The organism is Cyanobium sp. BA5m-21 (assembly GCF_024346235.1).
Taxonomy (GTDB): Bacteria; Cyanobacteriota; Cyanobacteriia; order PCC-6307; family Cyanobiaceae; genus Cyanobium_A; species Cyanobium_A usitatum.
In genome coordinates this window covers 1-14,332 of sequence record NZ_JAGQCO010000052.1, presented here as the reverse complement: position 1 = coordinate 14,332, position 14,332 = coordinate 1, and the positions used below count along the sequence as shown (strand labels likewise).

At 52.8% G+C, this 14,332-nt stretch carries 13 protein-coding genes; all 13 read right to left on the bottom strand.

All coding sequences use genetic code 11. The features are described 5' to 3' along the window. The coding region (locus tag KBY72_RS12330; RefSeq protein ID WP_254993715.1) for a hypothetical protein at nucleotides 1-1,261 on the bottom strand (1,261 nt) is incomplete at its 3' end. 112 nt (nucleotides 1,262-1,373) lie between these two features. Further along, nucleotides 1,374-2,096 (bottom strand): FkbM family methyltransferase, encoded by a 723-nt coding sequence (locus tag KBY72_RS12325; RefSeq protein ID WP_254993714.1) that lies wholly within the window; start codon nucleotides 2,094-2,096, stop codon nucleotides 1,374-1,376. A 199-nt stretch (nucleotides 2,097-2,295) separates the two neighbouring features. Then, nucleotides 2,296-3,459, bottom strand: coding sequence for a glycosyltransferase family 4 protein (locus KBY72_RS14465; protein WP_254960213.1), 1,164 nt, complete (start codon nucleotides 3,457-3,459; stop codon nucleotides 2,296-2,298). 70 nt (nucleotides 3,460-3,529) lie between these two features. Further along, entirely contained in the window at nucleotides 3,530-3,910 is a 381-nt protein-coding gene (locus KBY72_RS12315) for a glycosyltransferase family 2 protein (protein ID WP_254960212.1), read from the bottom strand. Then, nucleotides 3,910-4,713 (bottom strand): glycosyltransferase family 4 protein, encoded by an 804-nt coding sequence (locus KBY72_RS12310; RefSeq protein ID WP_254960211.1) that lies wholly within the window; start codon nucleotides 4,711-4,713, stop codon nucleotides 3,910-3,912. The genes KBY72_RS12315 and KBY72_RS12310 overlap by 1 nt, the downstream gene beginning before the upstream one ends. A gap of 3 nt (nucleotides 4,714-4,716) precedes the next feature. After that, a complete protein-coding gene (locus tag KBY72_RS12305; RefSeq protein ID WP_254960210.1) occupies nucleotides 4,717-5,070 on the bottom strand; it encodes a hypothetical protein in 354 nt (117 codons plus the stop codon). Continuing rightward, nucleotides 5,067-6,020, bottom strand: a complete 954-nt coding sequence (locus KBY72_RS12300; RefSeq protein WP_254993716.1) for a glycosyltransferase family 2 protein — start codon at nucleotides 6,018-6,020, stop codon at nucleotides 5,067-5,069. Before KBY72_RS12300 ends, KBY72_RS12305 begins: the two co-directional genes overlap by 4 nt. A 12-nt stretch (nucleotides 6,021-6,032) precedes the next feature. Continuing rightward, a complete protein-coding gene (locus KBY72_RS12295) occupies nucleotides 6,033-7,016 on the bottom strand; it encodes a glycosyltransferase family 2 protein (RefSeq protein WP_254993712.1) in 984 nt (327 codons plus the stop codon). Continuing rightward, nucleotides 7,017-7,667 carry a NeuD/PglB/VioB family sugar acetyltransferase gene (locus KBY72_RS12290; protein ID WP_254960208.1) on the bottom strand — a complete coding sequence of 217 codons (651 nt, stop codon included), beginning with the start codon at nucleotides 7,665-7,667 and terminating at the stop codon, nucleotides 7,017-7,019. Nucleotides 7,668-7,681: 14 nt separating this feature from the next. Then, nucleotides 7,682-8,764, bottom strand: a complete 1,083-nt coding sequence (locus KBY72_RS12285; RefSeq protein ID WP_254993711.1) for a glycosyltransferase family 2 protein — start codon at nucleotides 8,762-8,764, stop codon at nucleotides 7,682-7,684. Nucleotides 8,765-10,370: 1,606 nt separating this feature from the next. Further along, nucleotides 10,371-11,363 carry a glycosyltransferase family 10 domain-containing protein gene (locus tag KBY72_RS12280; protein WP_254960205.1) on the bottom strand — a complete coding sequence of 331 codons (993 nt, stop codon included), beginning with the start codon at nucleotides 11,361-11,363 and terminating at the stop codon, nucleotides 10,371-10,373. A gap of 198 nt (nucleotides 11,364-11,561) precedes the next feature. Then, nucleotides 11,562-12,395, bottom strand: a complete 834-nt coding sequence (locus KBY72_RS12275) for a hypothetical protein (protein ID WP_254993710.1) — start codon at nucleotides 12,393-12,395, stop codon at nucleotides 11,562-11,564. A 677-nt stretch (nucleotides 12,396-13,072) separates the two neighbouring features. Next, nucleotides 13,073-14,332: glycosyltransferase family 4 protein (locus KBY72_RS12270; protein ID WP_254993709.1), on the bottom strand; the 1,260-nt coding region annotated here is incomplete at its 5' end.

The following is a 14,332-nucleotide window of genomic DNA, read 5'->3' as shown; positions in this document are numbered from 1 at the left end:
TGTCGACCAGCAGCGGTGAACACGGGTGGGGATCAAAGGACCCTTGCAGCAGATCAGGGCTGTGGAACAGGTGCAGCTCCGCCGCCGTAGCCCCTGGCAATGACGGGCAGTTGTGGCTGTTCACCAGCAACCACCAGCCGCCATCCTCAGCTGGAATCAGGATCGGATCGATCCAGGATTGACCCCGAAGCAGCACCCGCTCCAGGCGCCAGTGGGCCGGAAAGCTGGTGGCCCGGTAGAGGCGCACCTCTACCGCACTGGCACTCTCCACGGTGGCAAACCAGGTGCCGTTGTGGTGAACCACCCTCGGGAACGAGAGGTGAAACGGCTCCTCGATCACGGTGCCGTAGGCGCACAGGCCTTCCGGCCGTACCGCAAACAGATCGATTACCCCCTTGCCGGCGTCTGCCCGCCAGCGTTCTGAGAAGAGCCAGAGGTTCGGCCCTTCGGCAAGCAGGAAGGGATCGGCAAACCAGTCGCCGCCTTGGTGGGGCAAGTGATGCAGAATCTGCACCTCCTGGGAGCCGGGATCTAGGCGGCCGACGGCAATCTGCCAGGCTGCCTCAGATCCGCGCTGCCAATGGCTCAGGCGCCGGCTCACACCAGCCTGAAGCCAACGGCGGCGGCTCTGGAGGCGCAGACCAAGCGGAACAACTGCGGCCGGAAGCAGCGGCAGTGGTTTTTCAAGGGGAGCGATCCGCAACAGCTGCTGGCGCTGCTCGCAGAGCCCCAGCCACCAGATCAGAGTGTCGGCCAGGGCCAGCAGGCAGCGGCGTTGATGCCGGCGCCAGCGGGACAGGCTGGGCAGTGCCAGCTGCGTCACACAGCGGAGCTCGAGGGCAGGACCCGATTCGAACTCGAACACCCCAAACCGTGAGGCCGGATCGCCCCTGGATGGAGCCTCAAGCGCAGCTCCGGGGCCCAGTTCCCGGGCTGCGCCCTCGCACAATTCGGCCACCACCAGGGCTCCGATCGGATAAGTGGGAGGTTCGGAGCGGCTTTCCAGCCATCGCGCTGGAGCCAACAGCAATGTGATTGGGGCCTCGCCCTGGCTTCCTGGAGTGCGGCTATGGCCCTGCTTCCAGTTTGGCCATGGCGTGAGCCGCAGATGCTCGCCGTTACCAAGTGCTTGCTGCAGGCGCGCTGCAAGCACTTGGTGGGTGGGTTCCGCCGGATCGAGAACAAGCTCCAGAAGCAGCACGTTCAGGCCAGCCAGATGGCTACATAAGATCTGGCCATAACCGTTAGCATCACAAGCCAATAGTGAGCATAATCATAAAATGGCAGATCTGGGATATCTTGCATTGTGCAGCCATCAAATGAGTGAATTTACAATGGAGTCGAACTCGGTAATTGAATTAAAGATTGTTCGGCTAACGGGCAAAAATGGCGTTGGCCCACTTAATTGCCATCGAGCCAGAGGAGCCTTCGTAAACCGAGGGGGCAACGCCGGTCAAATCAATGCACTTAAACCCAGCCTTTTCCATATATTCATATACTGGCGGGAAATAGGCTATCTGCTTATTCTCGGATGCAAATCCAACCTCCACTATAACCATGAGATTTTGTTTTGAGCGAAGCAGCTCCTTCATGCCGCTAAGAGCGCTGAGCTCGTGGCCTTCAATGTTGAGCTTTACGATTATTGTGCAATTGTTCAATTGCTGACGTTCTAGTAATTCGTCGAGTGTCGCAGTTTCTATGGTTTCATCTCCCAAGGGGCCGTCCTTCCATTCTTCGTTGTTTTCGATCGAATGGCATTGCTCATGGCTAGCCAAATGGATCTTCAGCTTGCCCTTTTGATTAGATAAAGCCAGTTTGATAGGTTGGTAGTCAAAGGCTTTGCATTCGTTTGCGGCATCTTTTAGAATGCGGAAATTTGACTCTACAGGCTCAAAGCCGATTGCTTTCAATTTGAGGCTGTAATTTTTTAAAACTTTTACTAGGCATGGGATGCTTTGCCCTATATTGGCACCTCCGTCAATGAATAAAATATCCATGGGCTGATAAAGCTTGATGGCTGCTTCAAATGCTCTTTCAATATGGCTCTTGTCCTTGACTACTACATATCCCAAGAAATTTATGGCACGAGCTGCCATATGCTTGAAAGCCGTTTTTGGATGGATCATGTTTAAATTTTAGGTTCTCTGCAAATGAGCGATCAGGGTGATGATCTGATTTCCTTGGGTTACTTTGCTTTCGATAGGTGGATTCCCTTGTCGGTCTTGTGTCGCTTGACCTGTAGCTTGGATGCTTTGTAACTACTCACTCAGCTACGAGTGAGAGGGGGCATTAGAACTAAAAAATAACGTTGCTATTGATCCCAGCATTGATGCTTTGAACGCATTTTAGCAATTGTTCGGCGCTGCGCTGGCGTGTGAACTCGGCCTGATGGCGTTTTGCGGCGGCTTGGCCCATGGCGATCAGACTTTCGGGTTCGCTGATCAGCCGCTCCAGCTGGGCGGCGAGATCAGCAGCATCGCCGCTGCGGAACAGCAACCCTGTGTTGGGTGCATCCACCAGCATCGGGTTGCCGCCGGTGTTGGAGGCGAGCACGGCCCTGCCGGCGGCCATGGCTTCCATCGCCACGGTGCTCTGCGTTTCACTGCGGGAGGGGATCACCACCAAGGCCGCTTCGGCGTAGAAGGCGCCAAGGCTGTGGCGCGGCTGCGGCGGCAGAAACCGCACACGGCTGTGCAGGCCCTCGGCCTGGAGCTGCCGCTGAATAGGGGCTAGCAATGCCACATCCGGGCTGCCGATGCAGGTGAGCTGCAGGGCGAGGTGGTGAGGAGCCAGTTGGCGGAAGGCCTGCAGCAGCAGGTCGATCCCTTTGTTGGCCTCCAGGCGACCCACGAACAGCAGCTTCTGGCCCCGGGGCGGTGGGGCGGATCCATCCAGGCCGATTTCAACAGAGTCCACGCCATTCGGCACCAGATGCACGTGCTGGGAATTGGCACCACCATGGATGGCCAGTTTGGCCATGTTGGGAGAGAGGGCCAGCACCGCGTCGGCGCACCGATAGGCGGGAGAGGTGCAGAGGGAATACCAGGCGGTGAGGCGCGGGTCGTAGGTGCCGCGTGGGCGATCAAAGATATCGCCATGCATCACCATCACCACCCGGCAGCCCAGACGCCGCTGCAGCAGGGGGGCAAGCAGAGCGGTGGGCGGATGGCTGTGGAACAGAACCAGATCGATCCGCTGGGGCGGGCGGGCGTAGCCGAGCCGCGCGCCCACTTTCAGGATGAACAGAATCTGGCGGGGCACATGGGCATAGCGCCTCAGCCATCGCAGGGCCGGCACCCGCACCTGTTGGAACTGGATGGCCGGAGCACCCGCAGGAGGGCCGCCATCGCTGATCACCGAGCAGGCATGCGTATCGTTTAGGGCAGCCACTTGGTTGAGGCAGCAGGTGGCAACAGCACCTCCCTCATCTAAACCCTGGAGCACTGAGACGATACGCACTAGCTAATGAGGAAGGATGTGCAGATATTTAGAATAGCTGAGAGATTGGAAGGCGTGCTTAGGTTTTGATTTACCATTTGGCTTCTTCTGAGAAGAAAATTACCCTGCCTTGAAAGGGGCGCAGCCCGCAGAGAGCGATGGTTCGGCGAATCAGGCTGCTGGGCTCCACAGCAGGGCTGGGCACATAGTCGAGCAGCTGCAGCCCGGTGTTGCGGCCGTGGGCGCCGGAGCCGCTGTTGCTGGGCTGGCGGATCAGGCGCACTTCGGGGTAAGCAGCGGCCACCCGATCGGGAGTGTCGTCGGTGGAGGCGTCGTCCACCACGATCACCTCCATGCTGGTGGGTTGCTGCTGCTGGCAGGAGGCGAGCGTCTGGAGCAGCCAGTCGCCACCGTTGAAGGTGGGGATCACCACCGTCACCTGTGGCTCCAGCTCAGAGGATGAAGGGGGCATCAAAGGGCAGGATCGAGCATCAGAGCTTGTAGGGCGCTCACATTGGCGGACCAGGTGAAGTGCCGACTGCGCTCGAGCGCAGCCTCGCCGAGGGCGGCGGTGGCGTAGCGATCCCGCTCGAGCCGGCCGAGGGCTTCGGCCAGGGCGGCGGGATCGCCTGGGGGCACCAGCAGGCCCTCTGCTCCATCGCGCACCAGAAAGGCGATTCCCCCCACGGCGCTGCCGAGCACCGGGTGTCCGCAGGCCATCGCCTCTAGCACCACCGTGGGCAGGGGGTCGTCCAGAGAAGGCACCAAAACCAAATGGCAGCGGCGATAGTGATCAGCCAGGCTGCAACGGGGCTGGGCGCCAAGCCAGTGCACGACTTGGGTCAAGCCCAGCTGCTGGCACAGCACTTCGAGCCGATGCTGTTGGTGGGGGCTCCCTTCCCCGACCAGATCGAGCTGCAGCTTCAAGCCCGTCTGCTGGGATAAAGCCAGAGCCTTGAGGAGTACCTCAACCCCCTTGATCGGATCCAGCCGCCCAACAAACAGAAGCCGCAAGGGCCGCTGCAGCCAGTGCTCAGCTGGCGTTGGGCTCGCATCGCGCAGGCCGATCTCGGCTGGATCCAGGCCGTTGGGAATCAAGGCGATCCGCTCGGGGCGCACACCATGGGCCTGGATGCGTTCAGCCATCACGGGTGAGAGCGCCACCGAAATGGCTGCATGGCGATGGGCATACGGAGTAGTGCACCGGTAGAGCCAGGAGATGGCAGGGTCGTAGCTGCCGGGCGGGCGGTGAAAGATATCGCCATGGCTCACCATGATCTAGCGGATGCGCCTGCCGAAGCGCCATGCCATAGCCGCCGCCACGGGATGGCTGTGGCAGATCACCGGGGTGCAGGCTGCCTGCAGTTCCTTCTGGGTGACCCGTAGCGCCAGCTGAATCCAGAGCAGCTGCCGCGGCAGATGGCTGAAGCGCCGTAGCTCCGTGAGGCCCGGCACACTCACGAGGCGAACCTCCAGCTGGCCCTGCCTGCTCGCCAGCTGGAGCCGGCGCTCAGAGCTGAGCCCATCGCTGATCAGGATTAAAGGCTGCCTGCGGCTGAGGCCGAGGGCCTGCTGCCAGGCCACATTGGCCACGGCACCGGCGCCGCCGAGCCCCTCGCAGATCACGATCACGCTGATGGCTGGCGGCAGGGCAGGGTCAAAAGCGATTTTGCCAGCGACCCGAGCGTGGGGCGCGGCTGGCGCAGCAGGCGCAGAGCGGGGGCAGCCTCTACGCCCATCGCCAGAATGGCAAGGGATTGCCAGCGCCTGCGCTGATCAAGCGCTTCGGCGAGATAGCTCCAGAGGATGTGGCTGAGGGCCAGGCGAAAGCGGCGCCGGTAGCGACGGGGAAATTGGTGGCAGAAGGTGCTGAACAGGGCGCGGCTGCGGCATGCCCGCTGAAGCGGTGAAAGAGGTGCCCATACACCTCCTTGGTGCAGGCGATACACCGACAGGCACTGATCCAGCACGCCCGCATCTCCATGGCAGGCTGCTAGCAGATAAAGGGGCCGATCCAGGCAGTATTGGGAAAAGATCCAAGCGGGCATCTCAACCGCTTGGCGGCGCATCAGCACGCTGGCGAAATGGAAGCTGTAGCCATCGATCATCTGCTCGAAGCCGATGCGGTAGCTGCCGGGAGGCGGGCCGATCTCACGGCTGGGCTCTTTGGCGCTCGGGCTGCGTTGGTCGAGCACCAGGGTGCGGCCACCGCAGAAGGACAGGCTGGGATTGGCGTGGAGCAAGGCAAGCTGAGCTGCCAGCTTGGTGGGTTCGATCCAGTAGTCGTCGCCTTCCAGGAAGGCCACGAAGGCGCCCCGAGCCTGGGCCAGGAGGCGGGCAAAATTGTGGTGAAAGCCCAGTGCCCCTTTCGGTGAGGAGAGCACCTGGATGCGCTGGGGGTCTGCCGCTGCAGCGGCTGCCGCCACCTGGGCCGTTCCGTCGCTGGAGGCATCCTCGCCGATCAACAGCTCCCAATCCTGAAAGGACTGGGCCTGCACTGAGGCAATGGCCTGCTGGAGATAGGCCTCGTGGTTGCGGGTGAGCATCAAAACGCTCACGAGGGGGGGCGGCTGCGTTGGCACCAACTGCGCCACTCAGGTGGCCCAGCGGCCGGTGCGCAGCAGCTGGGCAACACGGGCGCCGAGCCTGGGCCCGACAGCCCGGCTGAGGGTGCCGTAGCGGCGGATCAGGCTGCCGCTGCCTGAGGTGGTGAGCTCGGCAAGGTGCAAGAGGCGATTTCCAAGAGATGCCTCACCAGCCTGATGCAACTGGCGGGCGCTCACGAAGCACTCGTCGCTGAACCGCGCCCACTCAGGTGACTCGAAGGGCACTCCGGCCAACATGGCGGCGGCATAGAGGCGCGGCAGGAACACGCCTTGATCTCGTAGGGCCTGCAACGAAGGCCCACGAGTGACGCGGTTGTCCGATTCATGATCAACCTGCACGGAAACGAAGCTGCCGCAATGGATCAGACGCGGATTCAGTGCGCCCATGCGGGCCTCAAGATCCCAGTCTTCCGGGCGAAAGGCCGGCCAGGGGCCAGCGGCATCGCTAATCCAGCGGCGAAAGAGGGGGGTGTGGGTGTGCCACCAGCGCTCCACCAGTAGGAGGGGGAAGAGATAGTCGATCCGATCTGCAGTGTGGCGGCTGGGATCCTCCAGAACACGGCCATCGGCATGCACATGGCTGCTGGTGCCATAGGCGATCGCGCATTCGGGATGGGCCTCGAGGGCTGCGACTTGGTCGCTGAACTTGTTGGGCAGCAGGTAATCGTCGCTATCTAGATATTGGATATAGGCGCCGCGAGCCTGCTGGCGGCCGGTTTCACGGGCCAGACCCGCACCGCCGTTTGCCTGGCGGAGCACCCGGATCTCTTCGGGATGGGCGGCCTGCAACTCGGCCAGCACCTCGGGGGTGTAGTCGGTAGAACCGTCATCCACCAGCAGGATCTCAATCGGACGGTGGGTTTGCGCCAGCACCGAGGCCACGGCCTTGCGCACCATCTCCGGCCGGTTGTAAACGGGGATGATGGTGGATACGAGATTGGGTTGGATGGCTGGGGTCAACGTGGGCGTCACTCAGAGATAGGGCTCATCCGGATGGCGGCTGCGGATCACACGGGCGGGAGTGCCGTAGGCCAGCACAGCTGAAGGCAGATCGGAAAGGACGAGCGATCCGGCACCCACCACAGTGCTTGGGCCCACCTGCACCCCCTGAATCAAACGGGCGCCCAGGCCGATGAAGCTGCCGGTACCGATATGTACGCGGCCGCCCGTGATCGCCCCCGGCGCCAGGCTGGCGAAGGCTCCTAGGTGGCCGTCGTGGTCGAGGCTGGCCTTGGTGTTTAGCAGGGCTCCTGCGTCCAGCACGCAGCCAGAGCCAACATGGGCCTGGGCCATCACCACCACGCCTGGCGCCAGTGCGGCATCAGCGGCCACCACAGCGGTGGGATCTACCAGGGCAGGGAAGACGGCACCGGGTAGCTGCTGTTGCAGGCGCTGGGTCATGGCCTGGCGCTGATGGTTATCGCCGATGGCCACCAGCAGATGATGCAGGCCATGAAGTTCACAGAGCTGGGGAACATCGGCTTCGCCGCCAAGGATCGGCAGGCCGTGAGCCTGGCTGCCGGCGGGCTGGAAGGAATCAATCAATCCCACGAGTTCATAGCCTCCGTGACGCTGGAGCACGGCCAGCAGTGCGTGGGCGTGGCCGCTGCCGCCGATGACCATAATTTTGAAACAGTTCACGAAATGTCTGGGGTGCAGAGACGTCGCCATCGAGTACCCAGAGCCAGATTGCGGCGAACTGTTTGAAGAGCGAGATGCAAAGGCTGAAGGGCCGTTGAAATGAGCAGCATTCCGTAGGCAAGCGGAGCGCGTTTTAGGAGCCTTGGTGCCTGCGCAAGTTGGATATTCCATGTCTGTAGCCAATGTCTCCAAACGTGCCTCGGAGGAAACACCGCATCCATACGATAAATCCACATTTCACGGCTGATCAGCTCAGGACGAAAACGGAAAAAGAAGAATGCATCCAAGGCGTCGATGCACTCCCTACTCATTTCAAGTTTCTTTAGCCTGTCAGCGTTGTGCCACAATCCCCCATGGTGGCGCCGATAGTATGACATTTCCAAGGGTATAAATCCGCAGGTTCCCCGCGCCATCAAAAAGCCAAGGAGCATTGATTCCCAGCAGACATTGTCGGGAAAACATGGATAGCAAGATAGATGCTCTGCCCTGATCAGGAGCGTGGAGGTGTGAACAGCGTAGCGACGCAATAAGTGATGGATTTGATAAAATGGTAGGTCGCGCAACCACTGCAGCCGATTTAATGTTTTGGCCGCAACAACCGCATACTCAGGGTGGGATCTAATTAAATCACATTGAACACGAAGTTTAATGGGGGCAGTCCAATAATCATCACCTTCCAGAAGTGCGATCAAAGGGGCTCTTGCACGAGTAACTAGGCGCAAGAAATTGGATCGAATACCTACATTTTCATCTGCGGTGATCACACGAATCATCTCCGGATGCTTTTCTTGCAACCGACGAGAAACGGCAAGAGTATTATCAGAAGAGAAATCTTCCCCTATCAAAACTTCAAAGGGCTCAGAGAAATCTTGGCCGAGAATACTTTCAACACATTGCTCAAGATAATGCTCGTGATTGCGGGTCATCACCAAGATGCTTACCTGGGGTGCACGATGGCAAATATTCGGATATTCAATGGCAGGTATCTCTGCCATCATAGAGGAGGTGATCCATCCTGCTTCAGGCCAACTCCAACCACTCTTCGTCATGATCTTCGCCACCAGAGCACGGAGAGACAATCGTATCGGCGGGCTCCTATTCTAGGCGATATTTTATCTCTTAAGGAACCAAATGGTCGTTTGGGTAAGAAAGACAAATCGTCTCCCTGTTCCAAACGGAACCGAGACCTCCATAGCTGTGAATATCTAAGTAGATGGTGGACCACACGAGTACGCGAGATAGAAATACAATGATCCCGAAGGTGGTTTAGCAAAAATATTTCAGGGTTAAGTGAATAGCCCTTACGGATATATTGCATTGCACCATGCAGCCGATCAGAGTAAATTTCCATGAGAGAGGGCGGTCCGAATGCGAATCTGTCATTGAAGCCTCGCCAGTTATCATGGGCTGGAATGTAAATACGATCCCTAGGCAACAAAGATATGTCTTCTAATGGCGAGACATACAGATTATCAAATCGTAGTCGGAAAACCCAGTCGAATACAAATCCATGCTCAGACTCATAATCTTTTCGAAGTGAATCTGCCATGGAAAGACTTCGAAGCTGGCGTAAATATGCAGTCAAAGGACTGCCTTTGTGCCAAGGCCTGCCAACCACATCATGATCATAGGGTAAAAACTCAGCAAAATCGGGCTCAGTCTCTTCTGCAATTACTTTGTGAAAGGGATGAGGATAGCTAAAATGTGAATTGCTGCCTGCGTAATGTGCGAAGGAATAAACGCTATGAGAATTTAGTGGACTCAGAACGTGGCGATGAAGCGACGGATATGTTTTATTGAAATCTCTGAGTTGACCGGAAAAACAAAGTGCAATTTTCACGCTTTACTCCCTTTACTAACTCGGCTAACGTTGGCAAGCATCAAATGATTGAGCAGACTGGATACGATTTGATTCAAGGAATACCTAAATGGATTATATATGAGGCTACTTCCAGATGAGGAAATCTTCGAAGGGATGAATACCTTGACAGCAGAGGCAATCTACCCATAGCAAGCTCTAGGCGGTACCTTATGAATTGTCGGTTTGATATGCCTGGACATGGTACAAGCTGAGTGAAATATCTGTGCTAGTTATATTATTCAGACGATTGATTGCGTTCATACAATTTAAAAAGCCAATATAGCTCCAATAAGACCAATATCAATGGCAAGCATCATGCAAAAGATGGTAGCAAAGGCTATGAATAAGGCGGCATAGTTAACAGCAAAGTGTGCATAGCAAGATAGGAGGAACAAAATCCCACAAAGACAGTCCAAAAGTAAGCTTATGGACTATTAAAAGAGTGATTAATAACAACTGATTTTCAAGACAATGAAAAAGTAAAACAACACGTGTATGGGGCTTTAGTTTGGAAGTAGTTGATACGCCTAGCCGCCTCAAGTGATCTCACATGTATTCTTTAGCAGACTCCAAAGCATCAAAATGTAAGATTATTTATACAAGAAGGGATGGGAAAAGGATCTGTAAGTAAAGAATCACTGCTGAAGATGCAGATCCATTCCGAGCAGGAATCGAATAACAAATAGAGGTCATGAGTTTTTCCAATGATGCTCATAAATTTCGATTCTATGCTTCCAGAGCTAGCAGGAAGATTAGCTGGTCTAATTCGGTAGGACAACAATTGTCATTGGCTTTTGAGCAAAGTAAAAATTTTGCTTTCCTGTTTACTTCAGAGATCTAAATTTTCTAAACAATTTAGAAACAGGGCTATAGCTTAATCTAAAAGGCGTTTCCTCAGGTGGACTTGCCTTAATAACTAGATCGAGAGTGCGCTTGAGGAAACCTTTAAAGCAAGCAAAATTAGAATTAACTGCGATATTAAAATTGATTTCAGCATACGATTCTAGTTCGTGATATAAATCCAAGGATAAATTGCTAAGTATTATTTGGAGTTCATTCAAATCTGAGAAATGCAAGATACCACGCGAGTCGAAAATCTTACTTATGGAAGGGCAGCCATAGTATAAGGGGATAGTTTTGGTCAGAAAGCAATCAATAATTTTTTCGGTAAAATAAAAATCTTCCTTAGAATTTTCCATGGCAATACTAAAGTAGTAAGGCGCAAGGCCATCCAGCTTAAGATCTATAGGATTAAACGAACTGCCGTAAATATCAATGAACTCTTTTTGCTTGGCAACATTATAAGCAACATTTCTAAATGAGTATCCAGTCTTTGACAAGTCATGATCTAGATTGACAATCATTGAGCAAAGTTTTCGCTTTTGATGGGAAGCAATTAAGAATGAATGGAAGTTACTTGCATTAGCGCCTAGGAAGTTTGAGGAAAAAGGGACAAGCTTATAATTCTCATGCAGGGTGGGTAGGTATTTAAGATTAGTAACTGCAAAAAGAAAGTTTCTCGAGATAAACTGATGATTTAAAGGAAGGATATAAAGTGGTGTCTCTTTAAGGAGAGCTAGCCTTCTTTTTCGTGGCAAGAAAAATGGAAACCCAGTATCACAAAGTTCATCTGCTATAAAGAAGTAATGATATGAATTCTCCAGACTTTCAAATGGTGGGATAATATCAATTTCTATTTGATACTCGGGGTTTGATGAGGTGAAATTATAATGACTATAACCGTAAATATCGTCTTCTGCTGGCTTGCCGCCGACTCTTGCACGCTGATCAATAATTACACATCGAATCGTCTTCATATGCTTTGTAATTCGTTTTTTAGTCTATTCAAGATAGGTTTAAGTTGATCTGCTCTCAGCGGATGAGCTCACTCCGCCCCAGCGTCTTTCGCGCTTTTGCGGAGATACTCGAGTATGGGTTGTCAAAAAAAGATGGACAGCTCAAAATGAATAGTACCAATAAATTAAGTATTTTCCCAAAGGCAATCTTATAAACATCTAATGTATTGCAGGGTTCGGTCTTTGCGGAGAGAAATCATTTAGACAGAGGGTTTTCATTTTAATACTTTTACCGATACTGTAGGCTACTTTTGAGCGAAATGTGAGATAGCATAAAGCACGCCGCTTTAGGAATGGTTGATTATCTTTAGTATTAAACGAGTCTATAATAAGCGGGAGTTTAACCTCTCCTACTCGTACGCCTCTTGCAACAATAGCCTTGAGTCTATCTGCTATTTCAGCTTCAAAAGCCCATCCCTGGATATCATCGACAAAAAGATAAGCATCCTCAAAATGCTCAAGCCAAGCTGAGCGTGTACATGCGAATAGGGCAGTCGAGACTATCGGTATATGAAAATTGTAAAACTTAAGATCTTGGCAAATGAACTGATAGCCTAAATTTGACAATACAGATGAAGCTAAAGGGCGTGATAGCCGAAAGAAGTTTTTTACTTGATATCTTCCGGTAATTTTGATAAATGCATTTGAATCAGAAAGAAGCCTGGAATGGCGAACACACTTGGAAATCAGCCACCCTTCGCCATATCCTTTACCTTTTACTGTGGCTTCATCTGCAATTGGATAATGAAGAGTTTCCGTGTGAAAGTGTGGGCTAGCGAGAGAATGGAGATATTTAAAAAGTTCAGATGTTAACTTGGAGCTACTATTCTCAGCCAGAATTAATTTGTCTGTTGCCCTTGTGTCTGAAATCCATTTAATTGAGTGTTGATAACTTATAAAGCGATCCTCTTCTGTCTGGTTGATTGCGTAAATGCCGGTTGTTCGATGTGGGCGAATAGTGGCGGTTAGTACTATGGGAAGGCGTTTGTGCATATTACCATGATTCAAGGGAGACACTTGTATAAAAACTTTTCACGGAATTAAGGCATTGATTTTGCAATAATTTGTTGACGCAAAAAAATATTGGCCTTGACAAAAAGTGTGGGCATCGACTTTGCTAGCATGTATAATAAGCGGCAAATGAGCAATAAAGACTGCTGGAAATTGCGAATACATAGTTTGATCTCCTACGGTTTGCTTGGCAGGCTAGGTAGCTGCCAGCAAAGATGATTCTTCTGCTGTCACTCAGGCGGGCATCAGCAGCGTAGCTTAGGGGCATCATTCGAATCAGCGCCTGAACTTTGCGCTGATCGTCCGGTGCTTGAGTGGCAAGATTGAGCGGAGAGCGTCTAAACTAAATGTCCCTCCAATAAGGGGGCTTTAGTAGGCGCAGACGGCTAGCCTGAAGCAAATTTCCGTTTGCAGGACCTGAGGCTGCAAAAATCACATCATGATGAATGCACAGCTCAGGGGTCGCGGGTCAACAACAGGCAACCCTGGCTTCAATTATAACTAATTTTGACGCCAATGGCTGAAATAAGATTACCGAAGCTAAATTATTTATGTGATACCTTCCCCAAGAGAATGATAATGCTAGCATCTTTTTGATTGGGATCAAGTTGGTGCAACGGGATCCGCATTTGTTGAATGTTTTAGATTTACATAGCATTTCAACGTGCCAAAGTGCAGCATTCAAGTGCTACTCGATGCTGAAGCAACAGACTCTCTATTCTATCAAGGTAGGCAGCTGGTGAAAGTCTAAGCAGTAGAGCTTTACCGCGAACTACAAGCTCATCTCGAAGATCATGATCTGTCATTATCGCCTGAATATTAATTGCAAGATCCTCAGGTTTGCAAGGGTCGAAGTAAAGAACAGAGTTGCCATACTGCTCATAAGAACCAGGAACTTTTGCCACAATTGCCGGGACTCCATAACTCATCGCTTCCAGTGGCGGAATGTTGTCAGGGCCAAAGAAACTTGGAAAGATAAGCGCGAGACAGTTGCGATAAAGTGCGACTAGTTCTTCTCTTGGTAAGAAACCAGGTGCAATGACAAATTCGCTGATTCCCAGGCGACAAGCCATAGAATGAATAGATTGCAGGGTCCCTTTATCAGATCCCGGCAGTACTAGTTTCAAATCGGATCCACTGCTGATTAGAATTTTGAGCGCATAGAGAGCATTGACGTGATTCTTGTGGCTCCAGAATTGAGCGGGATACAGCAAAAACTTTTGGCTGGCAACATTGAATCTGCTTAAGATTGAATGATCTTCAAACCCTTCGACAATCAGCGGCTCTGGACAAGGAAATGGGTTAACGATTATTCGGCTGGGATCGACACCAAAGAACTGCGTCAGTTCGCTGCTGCCGCGCTTGGTGCCTACCACGCAGCAGAAAGCTTTAGTTGCTACATTCATGTAGTGCTCTTGCCTACCAATCCATGACCATTCTCCAAGTTCTGAAACTTCTGGAAAAAATGGTTGAAGACGGTGCTGTAAATCCCAAATTGTTATTATAAATGGAATTTGGGTAGTGAGTATATTTGGATTGGAGGACCACAGAATATCGATATTCGACCTCAATATGTCGATATAGTTAGCTCCGTCTGAAAGTTGCTTGCCAACTGGTTGGCCAAAGAAGTGGCCCGCAAGCTTGGAAACCTTCTGCTCAATGCGACTTAGCAAAAAATTTTCATTCTTGATTAATTTGGGATTAAGAATTAGACATCGCGTTGGATCTATGTTCCAAACTTTTATATCTGCTGCATCGTAAGCTATGGGAATTAGCTTGATAGACTGGCTTCGTCTATGATAGTAACGCTTTAGTGCTTCAGCAAATACGGTATGCTCAAACTCGTATGCGCCTCCATAGGTTGGCAGGGATGAAGGGATTAAAATTCCAACCTTCAATGGACAGTGTAACGGCTCGTC